Annotated in this window: 17 protein-coding genes and 1 tRNA gene; 10 read left to right on the top strand and 8 right to left on the bottom strand. The window is 72.4% G+C overall.

Annotated features, from left to right (window positions below; genetic code table 11):
- Positions 1–28 precede the first annotated feature (28 nt).
- From ispD to ACZ434_RS26280, 5 genes are all read left to right on the top strand, one after another.
- On the top strand, positions 29–805 hold the full coding sequence (ispD, locus tag ACZ434_RS26300) for a 2-C-methyl-D-erythritol 4-phosphate cytidylyltransferase (protein ID WP_468459977.1): 777 nt from the start codon (positions 29–31) through the stop codon (positions 803–805).
- Positions 795–1,289 carry a 2-C-methyl-D-erythritol 2,4-cyclodiphosphate synthase gene (gene ispF / locus ACZ434_RS26295; protein ID WP_468459975.1) on the top strand — a complete coding sequence of 165 codons (495 nt, stop codon included), beginning with the start codon at positions 795–797 and terminating at the stop codon, positions 1,287–1,289. Before ispD ends, ispF begins: the two co-directional genes overlap by 11 nt.
- A gap of 148 nt (positions 1,290–1,437) precedes the next feature.
- Positions 1,438–2,838 carry a cysteine--tRNA ligase gene (gene cysS, locus ACZ434_RS26290; RefSeq protein WP_468459973.1) on the top strand — a complete coding sequence of 467 codons (1,401 nt, stop codon included), beginning with the start codon at positions 1,438–1,440 and terminating at the stop codon, positions 2,836–2,838.
- A 283-nt stretch (positions 2,839–3,121) separates the two neighbouring features.
- Positions 3,122–4,066, top strand: a complete 945-nt coding sequence (gene rlmB / locus ACZ434_RS26285; RefSeq protein ID WP_468459971.1) for a 23S rRNA (guanosine(2251)-2'-O)-methyltransferase RlmB — start codon at positions 3,122–3,124, stop codon at positions 4,064–4,066.
- Between the two features lie 150 nt (positions 4,067–4,216).
- The gene (locus ACZ434_RS26280) at positions 4,217–5,863 is read left to right on the top strand and encodes a DoxX family protein (protein WP_468459969.1); all 1,647 of its coding nucleotides are present in this window, start codon (positions 4,217–4,219) and stop codon (positions 5,861–5,863) included.
- 97 nt (positions 5,864–5,960) lie between these two features.
- Here the strand turns inward: ACZ434_RS26280 and ACZ434_RS26275 are convergent, their stop codons facing one another.
- The 4 genes from ACZ434_RS26275 to ACZ434_RS26260 form a co-directional block, all read right to left on the bottom strand.
- The gene (locus tag ACZ434_RS26275; RefSeq protein ID WP_468459967.1) at positions 5,961–6,692 is read right to left on the bottom strand and encodes a nucleotidyltransferase family protein; all 732 of its coding nucleotides are present in this window, start codon (positions 6,690–6,692) and stop codon (positions 5,961–5,963) included.
- Between the two features lie 266 nt (positions 6,693–6,958).
- Positions 6,959–7,414: a hypothetical protein gene (locus ACZ434_RS26270; protein WP_468459965.1), complete on the bottom strand. Its 456-nt coding sequence runs from the start codon at positions 7,412–7,414 to the stop codon at positions 6,959–6,961.
- Between the two features lie 202 nt (positions 7,415–7,616).
- The gene (locus ACZ434_RS26265; protein WP_468459963.1) at positions 7,617–8,705 is read right to left on the bottom strand and encodes an ABC transporter ATP-binding protein; all 1,089 of its coding nucleotides are present in this window, start codon (positions 8,703–8,705) and stop codon (positions 7,617–7,619) included.
- Positions 8,706–8,914: 209 nt separating this feature from the next.
- On the bottom strand, positions 8,915–9,886 hold the full coding sequence (locus ACZ434_RS26260) for a helix-turn-helix transcriptional regulator (RefSeq protein ID WP_468459961.1): 972 nt from the start codon (positions 9,884–9,886) through the stop codon (positions 8,915–8,917).
- Between the two features lie 106 nt (positions 9,887–9,992).
- On the opposite strand from ACZ434_RS26260, the gene ACZ434_RS26255 reads away from it, so the two are divergent.
- Both ACZ434_RS26255 and ACZ434_RS26250 read left to right on the top strand, forming a co-directional pair.
- Positions 9,993–10,403: a DUF3224 domain-containing protein gene (locus ACZ434_RS26255; protein WP_468459959.1), complete on the top strand. Its 411-nt coding sequence runs from the start codon at positions 9,993–9,995 to the stop codon at positions 10,401–10,403.
- Positions 10,404–10,488: 85 nt separating this feature from the next.
- Positions 10,489–10,565 (top strand) — tRNA-Thr (locus ACZ434_RS26250).
- Between the two features lie 38 nt (positions 10,566–10,603).
- Here the strand turns inward: ACZ434_RS26250 and ACZ434_RS26245 are convergent.
- Positions 10,604–11,500, bottom strand: coding sequence for an aminoglycoside phosphotransferase family protein (locus ACZ434_RS26245; protein ID WP_468459957.1), 897 nt, complete (start codon positions 11,498–11,500; stop codon positions 10,604–10,606).
- A 46-nt stretch (positions 11,501–11,546) separates the two neighbouring features.
- Positions 11,547–12,707 (bottom strand): NAD(P)-binding protein, encoded by a 1,161-nt coding sequence (locus ACZ434_RS26240; protein WP_468459955.1) that lies wholly within the window; start codon positions 12,705–12,707, stop codon positions 11,547–11,549.
- A 132-nt stretch (positions 12,708–12,839) separates the two neighbouring features.
- Here ACZ434_RS26240 and ACZ434_RS26235 point away from each other — a divergent pair, with 132 nt between their 5' ends.
- On the top strand, positions 12,840–13,517 hold the full coding sequence (locus tag ACZ434_RS26235) for a pentapeptide repeat-containing protein (RefSeq protein ID WP_468459953.1): 678 nt from the start codon (positions 12,840–12,842) through the stop codon (positions 13,515–13,517).
- A 10-nt stretch (positions 13,518–13,527) separates the two neighbouring features.
- Here the strand turns inward: ACZ434_RS26235 and ACZ434_RS26230 are convergent, their stop codons facing one another.
- On the bottom strand, positions 13,528–14,028 hold the full coding sequence (locus tag ACZ434_RS26230) for a hypothetical protein (RefSeq protein WP_468460168.1): 501 nt from the start codon (positions 14,026–14,028) through the stop codon (positions 13,528–13,530).
- A gap of 50 nt (positions 14,029–14,078) precedes the next feature.
- On the opposite strand from ACZ434_RS26230, the gene ACZ434_RS26225 reads away from it, so the two are divergent.
- Positions 14,079–15,503, top strand: a complete 1,425-nt coding sequence (locus ACZ434_RS26225; RefSeq protein WP_468459951.1) for a M1 family metallopeptidase — start codon at positions 14,079–14,081, stop codon at positions 15,501–15,503.
- A 140-nt stretch (positions 15,504–15,643) separates the two neighbouring features.
- On the opposite strand, the gene ACZ434_RS26220 is transcribed toward ACZ434_RS26225, so the two are convergent.
- The gene (locus tag ACZ434_RS26220; protein WP_058924618.1) at positions 15,644–16,219 is read right to left on the bottom strand and encodes a TerD family protein; all 576 of its coding nucleotides are present in this window, start codon (positions 16,217–16,219) and stop codon (positions 15,644–15,646) included.
- A gap of 207 nt (positions 16,220–16,426) precedes the next feature.
- Between ACZ434_RS26220 and arfB the strand changes: the two genes are divergently transcribed.
- Complete coding sequence (arfB, locus tag ACZ434_RS26215) at positions 16,427–16,855, top strand: alternative ribosome rescue aminoacyl-tRNA hydrolase ArfB (protein ID WP_468459948.1); 429 nt, start codon at positions 16,427–16,429, stop codon at positions 16,853–16,855.
- The last annotated feature ends 246 nt before the right edge of the window (positions 16,856–17,101 follow it).

Raw genomic sequence — 17,101 nt, 5'->3', positions numbered from 1 at the left:
GCCGAGCACACAAACCTGACAGGAACCGATGTCTGCCGATCCGCTCCCTCCGCCGTCCCCGAACCCCGCCACCGGCCGCCCGGCGACCCGCACGGCGGCCGTGATCCCGGCCGCCGGCCGTGGAGTGCGCCTCGGACCGGGCGCCCCCAAGGCCCTGCGCGCACTGGGCGGCACGCCCATGCTCATCCACGCCGTCCGCGCGATGGCCGACTCCCGTGCCGTCTCCCTGGTCGTCGTCGTGGCCCCGCCCGACGGCGCCGCCGAGGTCAGGACGCTGCTCGACGCGCACGCGCTGCCCGACCGCACCGACTTCGTCGTCGTCCCCGGCGGGGACAGCCGCCAGGAGTCCGTGAAACTCGGCCTGGACGCCCTGCCGCCCGGCTACAACATCGTCCTGGTGCACGACGCGGCCCGCCCCCTCGTCCCCGTCGACACCGTCGACGCCGTCATCGAGGCCGTACGCGACGGAGCGCCCGCCGTCGTCCCCGCGCTGCCCCTCGCCGACACCGTCAAGCAGGTCGAGCCCGCCGGCGAACCCGGCGAGCCGGAACCCGTCGTCGCCACCCCGGACCGCTCCCTGCTGCGCGCGGTACAGACCCCCCAGGGATTCGACCGCGCCACCCTCGTCCGCGCCCACGACAGCGTGAAGGACGACGTCACCGACGACGCGAGCATGGTCGAACAGCTCGGCCTCACCGTCGTCACCGTCCCCGGGCACGAGGAGGCCTTCAAGGTCACCCGTCCCCTCGACCTCGTCCTCGCCGAGGCGGTCCTGGCCCGCAGGAGGCTCAACGATGGCTTCTGAGCCGTACCCCCTGCCCCGGGTCGGCATCGGCACCGACATCCACGCCTTCGAGGACGGCCGCGAACTGTGGTGCGCCGGCCTCAAGTGGGACGGCGAGGGCCCCGGCCTGGCCGGCCACTCCGACGCGGACGTCGTCGCCCACGCCGCCTGCAACGCCCTCTTCTCCGCCGCCGGCCTCGGGGACCTGGGGCAGCACTTCGGCACCGGGCGCCCCGAGTGGTCCGGCGCCTCCGGCGTCACCCTGCTGACCGAGGCCGCCCGCATCGTCCGTGACGCCGGCTTCCGCATCGGCAACATCGCCGTGCAGGTCGTCGGGCCCCGCCCGAAGATCGGCAAGCGCCGGGAAGAGGCCCAGAAGCTCCTCTCCGAGGCAGCGGGGGCCCCGGTCTCGGTCTCCGGCGCCACGACGGACGGCCTGGGCTTCCCGGGGAGGGGGGAAGGCCTCATGGCAGTGGCAACAGCGCTGGTCCTGCAAGAAGGGTGAGCCGTCCGACCTGACAGGGGCGCGGGGCCGTGTCGATATGCGGCTCCGCCGCGTGGGCGCGACAAGCCCCCTCCGGCCCGCGCGTGACATACGACGTCCAAACCGCCAGAGGCGCACCGCACACCCCCGCGCCTACTACCCTGGTGCCGTGACCATTCGCCTGTACGACACCAGCGCCCGGCAGATCCGTGACTTCACCCCGCTCCGGCCGGGCTGCGTCTCGATCTACCTGTGTGGTGCCACCGTGCAGGCGGCACCCCACATCGGGCACATCCGCTCGGGCCTGAACTTCGACATCATGCGCCGCTGGTTCGAGTACCGCGGCCTGGAGGTGACGTTCGTCCGGAACGTCACCGACATCGACGACAAGATCATCGCCAAGTCCGCCGAGCAGCACCGCCCCTGGTGGTCCATCGGCTACGAGAACGAGCGCGCCTTCAACGACGGCTACCGGGCCCTCGGCTGCCTGCCCCCGACCTACGAGCCCCGCGCCACCGGCCACATCACCGAGATGGTCGAGATGATGCGCGGCCTCATCGAGCGCGGACACGCCTACGAGGCCGACGGCAACGTGTACTTCGCCGTCACCTCGTTCCCCGAGTACCTGAAGCTGTCCAACCAGGAGCTCGACAACCTGCTCCAGCCCTCCGGCGAGGGCGAGACCGGCAAGCGCGACCCGCGCGACTTCGCCATGTGGAAGACGGCCAAGCCCGGCGAGCCGAGCTGGGAGACGCCGTGGGGCCGCGGACGCCCCGGCTGGCACCTGGAATGCTCGGCGATGGCGCACAAGTACCTCGGCAGCGCCTTCGACATCCACGGCGGCGGCCTCGACCTGATCTTCCCGCACCACGAGAACGAGATCGCCCAGGCCAAGGCCTACGGCGACGAGTTCGCCCGCTACTGGGTGCACAACGCCTGGGTCACCATGAGCGGCGAGAAGATGTCGAAGTCGCTCGGCAACAGCGTCCTGGTCAGCGAGATGGTCAAGCGCTGGCGGCCCATCGTGCTGCGCTACTACCTCGGCACCCCGCACTACCGCTCGATGATCGAGTACAGCGAGGAGGCCCTGCGCGAGGCCGAGTCCGCGTTCGCGCGGATCGAGGGCTTCGTGCAGCGCGCCGTGGAACTCGCCGGAGGGCCGGTCGAGCCCGCCGACGAGGTGCCGCTCGCCTTCGCCGAGGCGATGGACGACGACCTGGGCGTCCCCCAGGCGCTCGCCGTCGTGCACACCACCGTCCGCCAGGGCAACAGCGCGCTGGCCGCCGACGACAAGGAAGCGGCCGTCGCCCGGCTCGCCGAGGTCCGCGCCATGCTCGGTGTGCTCGGCCTCGACCCGCTGGACCCGCAGTGGGCCGGCGACGGCGACGGCGGCGAGGACCTCCACGGCGTCGTCGACACCCTGGTCCGTATGGTCCTCGACCAGCGCGAGGCCGCCCGCGCCCGCAAGGACTGGCCCACCGCGGACGCCATCCGCGACCAGCTCGGCCAGTCCGGCCTGGTGATCGAGGACAGCCCGCAGGGGCCGCGCTGGAGCCTCGGCCCCCGCTGAGACCGGCCCCTGCCGGTCCCGGTGTTTTCCCCTCGCGGGAAAACGCGGTCCGCCCGATCGAGTAGGGTGAGTGCTGTGCGTCGCGAGAGCCAAGCGCGTACACCGTGCTGATCGAGAGCCAGGACAGCACATGCACCTCCACGCTTTGCGGTATCGAACCGGGCTGGTTTCAACCCGGCTGGTGTTGATCGTGGAAGACCTGCCGGGTCGCTGATCCGCAGGCAGCGTGAGCCAGCAATCCCCCTGATTCAGCCGGGGGAGGAGTCAAGGAGACGGGTACCTCATGGCCGCGAACAACCGCCGCATGTCCGGCAAGAAGGGCGCGCAGGTCGGCAGCGGCGGCCAGCGGCGCCGGGGCCTGGAAGGCAAGGGGCCCACGCCGCCCGCCGAGATGCGCAAGGGGCACGCCAAGCAGCGCGCCGCCCAGGCGAAGGCACGGCGCGCCCAGGGCGGCCGTCCGCAGCCGCGGCGCGGCGGGGGCCGCTCCACGTCCGAACTCGTCGTCGGCCGCAACCCGGTCGTCGAGGCGCTGCGCGAGGGCGTGCCCGCGTCCACGCTGTACGTCCAGCAGTTCATCGACAACGACGAGCGGGTGCGCGAGGCGCTCCAGCTCGCGGCCGAGCGCGGCGGCATCAACCTCATGGAGGCGCCGCGCCCCGAACTCGACCGCATGACCAACGGCCTGAACCACCAGGGCCTGGTCCTCCAGGTCCCGCCTTACGAGTACGCGCACCCCGAGGACCTCGTCGCGAACGCCCACGACGAGGGCCAGGACCCGCTGATCGTCGCCCTCGACGGGGTCACCGACCCGCGCAACCTCGGCGCGGTCGTCCGCTCCGTCTCGGCCTTCGGCGGCCACGGTGTCGTCGTGCCCGAGCGGCGGGCCGCCGGGATGACCGCCGGCGCCTGGAAGACGTCCGCGGGCACGGCCGCCCGTACGCCCGTCGCCCGCGCCACCAATCTGACGCGCGCGCTGGAGGCGTACAAGAAGGCCGGGATCACCGTCGTCGGCCTGGCCGCAGACGGCGAGGCCGAACTCGGCGCGCTGGAGGCCCTGGACGGCCCGGTCGTCATCGTCGTCGGCAGCGAGGGCAAGGGCCTGTCCCGCCTGGTCGGCGAAACCTGCGACGTCCGCGTCCGGATCCCCATGCCGGGCGGCGCGGAGTCGCTCAACGCCGGTGTCGCGGCGGGGATCGTGCTGTACGAGGCGGCCCGCCGGCGCGGGTGAGCACGCACCGCCGACGCCACGGCGGGGGGCGAACGGGTGTACGGTCATGTCACCCGGATGGAGGATTCCGGGCGGTCCGGACCGGCTTGACGCGGTCCGGACACATCCGGCGGGTCAAGGCAGTGTCCTAACGCCATGTCACTCGGTTAGATGAGTGTGGACACCAGAACACCCCGCACTCCCACGGGGGACCGCTCGTCGGGACTCGACGACGCTCCCGCGCTGAGCATGGTGAAGGTGCCGAGCGATCCGGCGCAGGTCATCGTCAATCACGCCAGCTTCCGCGTGCAGCTGGGCGTCTCGGCGCGGCGCGCCTCCTCGCCGCGGATCGCACGGTACGCGGGCGCCGCCGAGGACACCGCCCGCATCCCCGTCGTCACCAGCATGGGCGCGCCGGGACCGGCCGCCGCCCGCCGCCGCCCCGTCGTCTGGAGCGGCCGGTCCGCCCCCGACGACACCGGCGCCCACCGACTGCTCCAGGCCGTGCGGCAGCACGAAGGCGTCCGCCACGCCGACGACCTGTTCACCGACTCCGCGGCCACCCGGCTCCTGCCCCACACGGACACCGGATACGGCTACGACGACGGCCCCGACACCCAGCCCATCGAGACCCCGTTCGTCGGCGCCCAGCGCCGCCACCCCGACGGGCCCCTGCTGCCCCCCATGCGCCAGGCCGGCAGCGCCTACGAGGAACCCGGCTACGACCACCCCTACCAGGGCTACGACGAACCCCTCCCCGACGACGACGCCGAGCCCACCGGCCGCCGCGCCCGACGGCACGGCGACGACCCGGCCCGGCACGCCTACTACCCCGGCCGCCGGATGAACCTCGGCGTCGTCCTCCTCCCGCTGCGCGTCTTCCTCGGCGGCATCTCGATCTACGCCGGGATGAGCAAGCTCTGCGACCCCCTCTACTTCGAGGGCGGCACCCGCGGCTCCATGGTCAAGTGGCTGCACACCCTGCACCCCTGGGAGGCCGCCGAGCCGCTGCGCCAGTTCGCCCTCGAACACCCCATCGGCTCCGGCCTCGCCATCGCCTTCGCCCAGATCGTCGTCGGCGTCCTGACCGTCCTCGGCTGCTGGCAGCGCCTGGCCGCCGCGGTCGGCGCTACGCTCTCGGCCGCGCTGCTGGTCACCGTCAGCTGGAAGAGCGTCCCCGTCTACGAGACGCCCGACATCATCTACCTCGCCGCCTGGTCCCCGCTGATCATCGCGGGCGCCCCCGTCTACTCCGTCGACGGCCGCCTCGCCGGCGCGGCCTGGCGCCGCCTCGGCCCCCGCGCCGACATCTGGGACCTGCGGAGCTACGTCCTGCGGCGCGGCGTCCTCATCACCTTCATGGTGTGCGGACTCAGCATGCTCGTCGGCTCACTCCTCGGCGGAGCCGTCCGCGACGCCGACCGGGTCGTCGTCCCCGGCCCCGGCGAGGCCCCGCGCAACGAACTCCCCGGATCACCGCTGCCGGAGGACTCCGGCGAAACCCAGGAGGAGAAGGAGAGCCCGTCCGCCTCCGACTCACCCACCCAGGGAGCCACCTCCGGCTCCGCCGGCCCGTCCGCCGACACCACCACCCCCGGCGCCACCCAGGGCGCCGAGTCCGCCACCGGTACGCCCAGCCAGACCCAGGGCAGCGCGGGCCAGGCCCCGCCGCAGCAGTCCTCCCCGGCCGGCCAGGCCCCGAGCACCACCACCGGCCCGACCTCCGGCGGCGGCACCTCCGGAGGCAGCGGCGCCCCCGGCGGCGACGGCGGCGGCTCCTCCGGGAGGCCCGGCCTGGTGGGCGGCCTCCTGGGGTGACGCGCTCCGGCGCGTACGACAGTGGGGTCCCGCACGGAGTGTCCGTGCGGGACCCCACTGTCGTGCCTGGGCGGTGGGAGGGGGCGGAAGGAAGGATTCAGCGGCCCAGCGCCGCGAGTTCCTTCGCCGCCTCCGTCAGGTCCTTCGCGGTGTCGATCGCCCGCCAGTAGGAGCCCTGGGGGATCGGGAACCCGGCGAGGCGCCGCTCACGCGCGAGGTGCGGGAACGTGGTGCGCTCATGGTCACCCCGGTCCGGCAGCAGACCGGCGAACGCGGAGGAGAACACGTACACACCCGCGTTGATCTCGAACGTCGACGGCGGGGCCTCGATGAAGTCGGTGATGTGACCGAACCCGTCGGTGCGCACCGCACCCCACGGGATCCGCGGGCGGGCCAGGGCCAGGGTGGCGACGGCGTCCCGCTCGGTGTGGAAGTCGGCCATGTCGCGCAGCGAGAAACGGGTCCAGATGTCGCCGTTGGTGGCGTACCAGGGCTCGTCCGGGTGCGGGAGGTGCGCGGCGGCGTACTTCAGGCCGCCGCCGCGGCCGAGGGGTTCCGTCTCGACGACGGTGGTGACGGAGACGGGCAGCTCGGTGCTCTCCAGCCACTTCTGGAGCACCTCGGCGAGGTGGCCGCAGGAGACGACGACGTCGGTGACGCCCTCCTCGGCGAGCCAGGTGAGCTGGTGGCCGATGATCGGGGTTCCCGTGCCGGGGATCTCGACCATCGGCTTGGGCCGGTCGTCGGTGTACGGGCGGAGCCGGGAGCCCTGGCCGCCGGCCAGGATGACGGCTTGCGTGGGGCGGGTGGCGGCACGTGGGTCGGTCATGTGCGGCACTTTACGCGGCGCTGGGCCGGCGGAGGTCTGTGGTGCCGGTGCGCGGTGTCGGGGTGGGCCGGGGGGATGTTGCGCAGCCCGGCGTCGGCGGGGTGCCTCCCCCACTCTCGGCTTCGCTCGAGCGGGAGGTGCCCCCACCGCCCACCCGTGCCGCCCTGGGGGCACCTCCTCTGGGGGAGGCACGATTGCCCGCAGTGGGGCGGCAGCCTGGGGCCCGCCGTGGGGCGGCAGGGGGGCCGGAGTTTGGCGGGGTGGGGTCAGTTGTTGGCTGTGGTTACTCCTGTGGCGAAGGAGGTGTCGCAGACGGGGCGGGCGTAGGACTGGGCCTGGTTGGGGCCGTAGACGCGGACCGCGGCCCGGCCCAGGGAGCGGGCGATCCAGGCGCAGTGCTTCGCCAGGGACGGACGGTCGTTCACCGCCTCCTGGAGATGGGTGAGCGCCACACCCGGGTTCTCCTTCTGCAGCTCGACCAGCAGCTTGTCCCGCAGGACCTCCTGCGGGGCACGGGCACCGCCCCGCGACGAGGCGCCGGACGCGGCGGTGTCCGCGGAGGTGAGCACCGGACTCGCGGGGGCTCCCGACCAGTTGACCCCCGCGACCGCGAGAGTCCCGGAGAGCACCAGGACGACGGGCAGGACGAGGGCGAGGGAACGGCCGATCCGACGGGCAGGGCCCCGGCCGCGACGCGTCTGAGGGTTAGTGGAGTGCTTCACGCGTGTGAGGGTAGCGCCCGGTAGCGGAAGGGAAACATTCCGTCACCGTTACGGGGGACGGGGAACGCGGGATTCCGGGCAGCGTGTTGACGTACGCGCTCGAAATGCCCGTATTGCCGGGGTATTTGTCGACAACGTGAAGGGCCCCGCAGACGCACTGCGGGGCCCTTCACGTCAATACGACGCCTCAGCGGTACCGGTCTCAGTCGGACAGGCGCGCACCGGTCGACGTCGAGAACACGTGGGTCTCACCCGGACGCGGCACGACGTGCAGCTCGCTGCCCTTCTCCGGGACGTCACGGCCGCCGACGCGGACCACGACGTCCTTGGCCTCGCCGCCGATCCGCGCGGTGCCGTACACGAACGCGTCGGAGCCCAGCTCCTCCACGACGTTCACGGTGACCGCGACACCCAGGTCGGAGTCGGGGCCCGCCACGTCGAAGTGCTCCGGGCGGACGCCGACGGTGACGGTCTTGTCGCTGGTCGAGGAGAGCGCGTCACGCTGCACCGGCACCACCGAGTTGCCGAACTTCACGCCGCCGTCGGTCACCGGGACCTCGATCAGGTTCATGGCGGGGGAGCCGATGAAGCCGGCCACGAAGAGGTTCGCGGGCTTGTCGTACATGTTGCGCGGGGTGTCGACCTGCTGGAGCAGACCGTCCTTGAGGACCGCGACACGGTCGCCCATGGTGAGGGCCTCGACCTGGTCGTGGGTGACGTACACGGTGGTGATGCCCAGACGGCGCTGGAGCGACGCGATCTGCGTACGGGTCGACACACGGAGCTTGGCGTCCAGGTTCGACAGCGGCTCGTCCATGAGGAACACCTGCGGCTCACGCACGATGGCCCGGCCCATGGCGACACGCTGACGCTGACCACCGGAGAGCGCCTTCGGCTTGCGGTCCAGGTACTCCGTGAGGTCGAGGATCTTCGCGGCCTCCTCGACCTTCTGCCGGATCTCCGCCTTGTTGACGCCGGCGATCTTGAGCGCGAAGCCCATGTTGTCGGCGACCGTCATGTGCGGGTAGAGCGCGTAGTTCTGGAACACCATGGCGATGTCCCGGTCCTTCGGCGGCAGGTGGGTGACGTCGCGGTCGCCGATGCGGATCGCACCGCCGTTGACGTCCTCGAGCCCCGCGAGCATGCGGAGCGAGGTGGACTTGCCGCAGCCGGACGGGCCGACGAGGACGAGGAACTCGCCGTCCGCGATCTCGATGTCCAGGGCGTCGACGGCGGGCTTCGTGGAGCCGGGGTAGACCCGGGTCGCCTTGTCGAACGTGACAGTGGCCATGGTGAATGGTCCCCTTCTACCGGCAGGAACGTGCCGGACGATCCGAGTAGGAAGGTGATGCCACGACGGGTGTTCCGTTGTGGTGAGGTCCACATGGGTGAACTGGCACAGGACGGTACCTGGCGTTCACCTGGTTGTCAGCAGTTCCCGGGCTGTGAATTTCGCGAAAACTTTCGACCACGCGTGTGGTCGTGCGGCTTCCCGGTCGATCACCGCTCGCCCGCGTACCGGTGCGCGAGCACCGCCACCGCCGCCGCGACCGCCTGCCGCAGGCGCTCGGGCCCGAGCACCTCCGCCTCGACGCCGAGCCGCAGCAGATCGCCCGTCGCCACCTGCTCCGACTCCACGGACAGCTCCACCTCCACCCAGCCCCGCCCGTCCGCCGGCCCCGCGTCCGCCAGCGCCCGCACCCCCGCCGCCCCGAACTGCATCGGCAGCAGCTTCTGCCCTCGCGGTGACAGCCGCACCCGGGCCGTCCCCTGCCGTGTCGCCGCCTCCATCCGCCGGGAGGACTCGGTCCAGTACGCGGCCAGGTCGAACCCGGCGGGGCGGACGAACTCCTCACCCGTGTCCGTCACCGCCAGGAACCGCGACACCCGGTAGGTGCGTACGGTGTCCTCCGCCAGCGCCACCAGGTACCAGAGGCCGCCCTTCAGGACGAGCCCCAGCGGACCCAGCTCCCTGTGCACCTCGCCGCGCCAGCGCCGGTAGTGGGTCCGCAGCCCCCGCCGCTCCCACACCGCCCGCGCGATCGGCTCCAGGTACGGCACGGGGTCGGCGTCCCGGAACCAGGCCGGCGCGTCCAGATGGAACCGCTCGCGTACCCGCCGTGCCTGCTCGGCGAGTTCTCCCGGCAGGGCCGCCTCCATCTTCAGCTGGGCGCTCGCCAGCACGGCACCCAGTCCCAGGTCCCTGGCCGCTCCCGGCAGCCCCGCCAGGACCAGTGAACCGGCCTCCGTGTCGGTCAGCCCGGTCAGCCGGGTGCGGTAGCCCTCCATCAGGCGGTAGCCGCCCTCCGGCCCGCGCTCGGCCCGTACGGGAACCCCGGAGGCGCCGAGCGCCTCGATGTCCCGGTAGACGGTGCGCACCGACACCTCCAGCTCGGCCGCCAGCTCGGGCGCGGTCATCCGGCCGCGGTTCTGCAGCAGCAGGAGCAGGGAGAGGAGACGGTCGGCACGCATGGGGCCATTGTCCGGCCGTACCTGACAGAAGGTGTCAGGTACGGCGGGGAGGGTGGGGGACGCCGTCAGGCGCATCCGTCATCCGTCACCTCGGAAGGGGACACCCATGCCGACCACCAGGGTCACCGGCCACTTCACCTTCACCGACTGGAAGGAGAAGCCCGTCACCGCGGAGGGCACCCTCCCCCGGCTCGCGCACGCCACGGTCACCAACGCCTTCTCGGGCGGCATCGAGGCCGAGGCCACGACGTGCGACTACTCGATCAGCTACCTGACGGACACGACCGGCGGCTTCGCCGGCATGGAACTCCTCACCGGCCGCGTCGACGGCCGCGCGGGCACCTTCGCCCTCGAGGAGCGCGGCCGCTTCGAGAGCGACGGCACCGTCCACTGCACCCTGGAAGTCGTCGAGGGCTCGGGCACCGACGAGCTGACGGGGCTGCGCGGCAGGGGCGGGTTCACCTACCGGCACGGGGAGACGAAGGTGCCGTACACCTTCGAATACGACGTGGAGTGAGCGAGGGGGGCCACTCCCACAAGTGCGTGGCTCGGCGAAACTGCCACTGTGTACAGTGGACCAGCCTTCGCGCGCGCCGCGCGGTGCCTCCTTAGCTCAGTTGGCCAGAGCAACGCACTTGTAATGCGTAGGTCGTCGGTTCGAATCCGACAGGGGGCTCCATCAGATCCCGGGCGGGACCCGTTCCTGCCCGGGATTCCTCATGTCGTACGACCGTGCAGCCGACGTGCGATCTCCAGGTCCGCCTCGTCCAGCGGGCGGCCGTCCTCGGTCTCCCACAGGCAGTTCTGGAGCACGCGGCCGTACGTCCACGCGCGTGCCCGTGCGCGGTCCAGGGTGAGGACGTCGGTCATGGCGTCGAAGCGCCAGAGGATGTCGTCGGGGTCGAAGTTGTTGGCGAGGGCGGGCCAGAGGTCGAAGGCGGGGTCGCCGGCCAGGGGTTTGGGGTCGATGGCGAGCCAGGGGGCGCGGTCGGCGGCGAGGACGTTCTCGTCGTGGAGGTCCCAGTGGAGGAGGCGGTCGCCGGGTTCGTCGGCGACTTCGCGCACGGCGGCGGCGCAGTCGGCGACGATGCGGCGGGCGGCCGGGTCGGGGATGCGGTGCAGGGCGGCGGGGGTGCGTTCCAGCATGGAGGCGGTGATGTCGCGGAGGTGGCGCATGCCGTCGGGGGCCGGGGTGGTGTGGAGGTGGGCGAGGAGGCGGGCGATCACCAGGACGCCCTCGTGCACGTCGGGCCGGTGCGCGAGCATCCGGGTGGCGTCGAGACGTTCGAGGAGCATGGTGCCGGTGGGTTCGTCGTGGTCGAGGAGGCGGACGGCTCCGTCGCCGTTCCACAGGCGCAGGGCGGTGGGTTCGCCCTCGCTTTCGTGGTCGCGGATCTGGAGCTTGAGTACGGCCGGTGTGCCGTCCGCGCGGTCGACGGGGAGGACGAGGGCGCTGACGCCGTGCATGGGGGTGCCGGTGAGGCGCAGGTTCCAGCGGTCCAGGAAGGTGGCGGTGAGGTCGGGGAGGGCGGCGATGAAGGCGCGGCCGGCTTCCTTGTTGTATTTCTCCTGGGCGGCGGCGAGTTCCGCCGGGATGTCGATCACTTCTCGCACGGTAGTGGTGTGCGGTGGGCGGCGTAGCGGCTTCCAGGGTGCGGGCTCAAGCGTGCTCGAGGTCGAGGGTGTTCCGGCCGAGTGCGAGTGAGACGGCCGTCAGGGCGCTGTTGAAGGACACCTCCGAGAGCACGCCGGGTGCGGCGACCTGGTCGCCGGCGAGGTAGACGCCGTCGCCCCGGTCGACGGCGGGCCGGTCGTGCCAGCTGGTGCCGGGCAGGTCGACGGCGCCGGTGCGGCCGTTCGCGACCGCTTGCCGCCGCCAGGTGACCCGCTCCCGCCAGCCCTTGTAGGCCAGGTCCAGCAGTTCCTCCGCGCGGGCGGTGCCGTCCGCCTTGGACTCGTGCGGGGCGATGGGGATCTGGCCCTGGATCAGCTGTTCGCCGGCCGGGGCGAGGGTGCGGTCCTGGGCGGTGAAGCGTTCCAGCCAGCCGGGGGCGTCGAGGTCGGAGACGGCGAACGCGTCGCCGCGCCGGGTGCGTACGGCGAGGTCGATCAGGACGGTACGGCCGCTCGGCCAGGTCAGTGAGGTGTCGCCGAGGAGGCGGCGGGCGGAGTCCAGCGAGGTGGCGACGACCACGGGGGTGTCGGTGGGCACGGTGTCGATGCGGGACAGCGTCTCCATCCGTACGCCCAGGTTCCACGCGCGGGCGGCCATCCGGTCGATGAGCCCGCCCCAGCCGCCGCGCGGGTAGTGGGCCTCCGGGGGGAGTGTGGTGGCGCGGCGCAGGCGCTCCTGCACGAACGCGGCGGACAGGGAGCCCGGGTCGTGGTGGAACAGGGCGACCGCCGCGTAGTGGGCGGCGGCCCGCGCGCCCTCCTCGCCGGCGACCTTGGTGGCCCAGGTGAGGAAGTCGGTGTCGACGGGGGCCCGGGTGGCGGCGCGGCGCAGCAGCTTCAGCATCGCGAGGGGCGGGGTGCGGCGCAGGGTGCCCCGGTGGCGGAGGCGCAGCCGGGTCGCCTCCAGGGGCGGCAGCGGGGCGAGCGGGCCGATGAGGCCGCGCCGGCGGAGCCAGGTCCAGTGCGGGCCGCCGTTGTAGAGGGCGTGGGGTCCGTCGTTCGTCCGGTAGGGGCCCCCGGCGGTGCGGGCGCGGCCGCCGAGCGTGTGGTGGGCCTCGTGGACGGTGACCTCGGCGCCCGCCTCCGCCGCGGTGATGGCCGCGGTGAGTCCGGCGAAGCCGCCGCCGATGACGGTGATGCGGTGCATGGCTGGGGGTCTCCCTCGGTCGGGTCGCTTCCGGGCTTTGGTGATGAGACGGAGCGGGGACGCCGGGATGTGACATGCGCGGGGTTTTCGCAGGTCAGGTGGATTGTCAGTGGTGGGGTGCAGCATGGGGTCATGGTGAGGACAGCGGCGGGTGGTCCGGGAGTGAAGGCGGCACGGCGGCCGGAGCTGCGGCTGCCCGCGCTGGAGCGGTGGGAGGGGGGTGGGCTGGAGCCGGACGGGGATTACGACGGGCTGGAGTTCCGGGAGACGGACTTCGCGGGGCAGGACGGCGGCGGGGCGCGCTTCATGGACTGCGCGCTGACGGAGTGCGTGCTGGACGAGGTGCGGTTGTCCCGGGCGCGGGTGCTGGACTCGGTGCTGGCCGGGGTGCGGGGTGTGGGCACCGATTTCGCGGAGGCGACCTTGCGTGACGTCGAGCTGACCGACGCGCGGCTCGGGGGTACGCAGTTGCACGGGGCGGGGCTGGAGCGGGTGCTGGTCCGGGGCGGGAAGATCGACTTTTTGAATCTGCGCGGGGCCCGGCTCAAGGACGTGGTGTTCGAGGGCTGTGTGCTGGTCGAGCCGGACTTCGGCGGGGCGCGGCTGGAGCGGGTGGAGTTCGTGGACTGCGCGCTGAAGGGCGCGGACCTTTCTGGGGCCACGCTGAAGGACGTGGACCTGCGGGGTGCCGCGTCGCTGGAGATCGCGAGGGGGGTGGACCGGCTGTCGGGGGCGGTGATCAGCACGGCCCAGTTGCTGGACCTGGCGCCGGTGCTGGCGGGGGAGCTGGGGATCAGGGTGGAGGGCTGAGCGGGGGCGGCTACTTCAGGCGGGGGTGGCGGGCCTGGAGGGTCCAGATGGCCGGGTTGTCGGCGAGGTCGTCGTGGAGGTCGGTGAGGTCGGCGATGAGGTCGTGGAGGAAGTCCCGGGCCTCGCGGCGGAGTTCGCTGTGGGAGAAGGTCAGCGGGGGCTCGGAGGCGGGGAGCCACTCGGCTTCGATGTCCACCCAGCCGAAGCGGCGCTCGAAGAGCAGGCGGTCGGTGGACTCGGTGAAGTCCAGTTCGGCGTGCTGGGGGCGGGAGGCGCGGGAGCCGGCCGGGTCGCGGTCGAGGAGTTCCACGATGTCGCACAGCGCCCACGCGAAGTCGAGCACCGGCACCCATCCCCAGGCTGTGGACAGTTCGCGGTCCGCCTTGGTGTCGGCGAGGTAGATGTCGCCGCAGAAGAGGTCGTGGCGCAGGGCGTGGACGTCCGCGCGGCGGTAGTCGGTCTGCGGGGGGTCGGGGAAGCGGTGGGAGAGGGCGTAGCCGATGTCGAGCACGTGGGTGATGGTGTCACGGCTCGCGGCGTCGGCCCTCATAGGATCCGGGAGTGCCCTTTTCACGCTTCCGTGCCGGTTCGCGCGGTGTCGTCGCTGCTCTGCTCGCGGTGTCGCTGGCCGCGTGCGGGAGTGGTCCGGAGGCCGGTTCCGGCGGGGCCGGAGCGTCCGGTGCGGGTGATCCGTACTTCCCGGAGTCCGGCAACGGCGGGTACGACGTCACCCACTACGCGCTCGACCTCGCCTACGACCCGCGCGCCCACCGTCTCACCGGCACCGCGACGATCGACGCCCGGGCGGTGCGGGACCTCCCGGCGCTGAACCTGGACCTCGAAGGGCTCGACGTCGAGGCGGTCACCGTCGGCGGCACGGCCGCGCGGTGGAGCCGTGACGGCCAGGAGCTGACCCTCCGGCCGCGCGACGCGGTCGACCGGGGCGCGCGGTTCCGTGTCGTCGTCCGCTACTCCGGCACCCCGGAGACGGTCACCGATCCGGACGGCTCCGAGGAGGGCTGGCTGCGTACCGCCGACGGTGCGCTGGCGCTGGGGCAGCCGGTGGGTTCGATGGCGTGGTTCCCGGGCAACCACCACCCTTCCGACAAGGCGACGTACAGCGTCGCGGTGACGGTGCCGGAGGGGCTGCGGGCGGTGTCGAACGGGGAGCCGGAGGGCGAGGAGACGAAGGCGGGCCGTACGACGTACCGGTGGCGTACGCAGGAGCCGATGGCGAGTTATCTCGCGACCGTGGCCGTCGGCCGGTGGGAGATCGAGCACACGGAGTCCGGGGACGGGCCGGAGCTGTACACGGCCGTCGATCCGGGTCAGGTGGGGGCGAGCCGGGCGGTCCTGGAGCGGATCCCGGAGGTGGTGGCCTGGGGGGAGCGGACCTTCGGGCCGTATCCGTTCTCCTCGGTCGGGGCGATCGTCGACCGTCCCGGGGACGTCGGGTACGCGCTGGAGACGCAGAACCGGCCGGTCTTTCCGGGCGCGCCCGACATGGGACTGCTGGTGCACGAGATCGCCCACCAGTGGTTCGGGAACTCCGTCTCCCCGCGGTCCTGGCGGGACATGTGGCTGAACGAGGGTTTCGCGACGTACGCGCAGTGGCTGTGGCAGGAGGAGCACGGCGGCGGCAGTGCGCAGCAGACCTTCGACGCGCTGTACGCGGGTCGGTACTTCCCCGACGCGGGGACGAACGAGGCGCTGTGGGCCTTTCCGCCGGCGGAACCGCCGGATGCGGCGAGCATTTCCGCCACGCCGGTGTACTGGCGCGGTGCGATGGTGCTGCACAAGGTGCGGCAGACGGTCGGTGACGAGGCGTTCGGCGCGCTGGTGAGGGGGTGGGCGCGGAAGCACCGTCATGGCAACGCGGACACCGGTGAGTTCACGGCGTACGTGGAGGAGTCGGCGCCGGACGAGGACTTCGGTGGGATCTGGGAGGAGTGGCTGTACGGGGAGGGGCGGCCGGAGCGGCCCTGAGCGGGGGCCGGGTGGCCGGGCGGCTGGGTGGCCGGACGGCCGGGCGCGGTGGTGAGGGCGCCGGTGCGGGGGGCGGCGCAGGACGGAGCCCCGGTCCGGGAGAAGGCCGGGCCGGGGCTCCGTTGCGGACGCGGTGTCCGTCAGACGTTCACGCCGAAGTCCTGGGCGATGCCCACGAGGCCCGAGGCGTAGCCCTGGCCGACGGCGCGGAACTTCCACTCCGCGCCGTTGCGGTACAGCTCGCCGAAGACCATGGCGGTCTCGGTGGCCGCGTCCTCCGACAGGTCGTAGCGGGCGATCTCGGCGCCGCCGGCCTGGTTGATGATGCGGATGTAGGCGTTGCGCACCTGGCCGAAGTTCTGCGAGCGGTTCTCGGCGTCGTAGATCGACACCGGGAAGACGATCTTGTCGATGTCGGCCGGGAGCGCGGCCAGGTTGACGTTGATCGCCTCGTCGTCGCCCTCGCCCTCACCCGTGCGGTTGTCACCGGTGTGGACGATGGTGTTGTCCGGGGTCTGCTTGTTGTTGAAGAACACGAAGTGGGCGTCCGAGTAGACCTTGCCCTGCGTGTTGACCGCGATCGCCGAGGCGTCGAGGTCGAAGTCCGTGCCGGTGGTGGTGCGGACGTCCCAGCCGAGGCCCACGGTGACGGCGGTCAGGCCCGGAGCCTCCTTGGTGAGCGAGACGTTGCCACCCTTGGACAGGCTTACAGCCATTGTTGGGAGTCCCTTCCCTCGTTTACGTACGGCTAGAAGCTACAGCTACCACCTTGAACGTGGAGGGGGGTACGCGAGGTTCCAGCTCGCTTTACTTTCTTTACCCGGGTTTCGTGCGGGTTCCCGGGCGGGGCGTGCCGGGTTCCGTGGGGGGTGTGCCTGTTATTCGGGTGACGTGGGCCGGTCGGGCGCGGGAACCTGTAGGGCATGTCCGGTCCCCATGTCATCCGCGGTTCCGTCTCGCTGCCCGAGGCGGAGCTCATGTGGCGTTTCTCGCGGTCGTCCGGGCCGGGTGGGCAGCATGTGAACACCAGTGACTCCCAGGTCGAGCTGCGTTTCGATCTCGCGCGTACGGAGGCCCTGCCCGAGGTGTGGAAGCAGCGGGCGCTGGAGCGGCTGGCCGGGCGGCTGCACGACGGTGTGATCAGCGTTCGCGCTTCGGAGCACCGTTCGCAGTGGCGGAACCGTGAGGCGGCGGCGGTGCGGCTGGCGGCGCTGCTGGCGGAGGCGAGTGCGGCTCCGCCGAAGCCGCGGCGGCCGACGCGCGTTCCGCGGGGGATCAATGAGCGGCGGTTGCGGGAGAAGAAGCAGCGGTCGGAGAGGAAGAGGGGGCGCTCCGCGCGGGGCTGGGAGTGAGGTCTCAGCTTCCCTGAGGGTGGTTTGCGGCCCTTTGCGCGGGGCGCGCCTGCCTGTCCACTGCGGGGCTGTGGGGGTGGGGTGCGCAGTTCCCCGCGCCCCTTTGGGGTGGTGCGGTGGGTGGTTTGCTGCGGGGCTGTGGGGGCTGGTCGCGCAGTTCCCCGCGCCCCTTTGGGGTGGTGCGGTGGGTGGTTTGCTGCGGGGCTGTGGGGGTGGGGCGCGCAGTTCCCCGCGCCCCTGGGGGGT

This window comes from Streptomyces sp. NPDC030893 (assembly GCF_055571535.1).
This window is presented reverse-complemented; position numbering and strand designations above follow the sequence as displayed.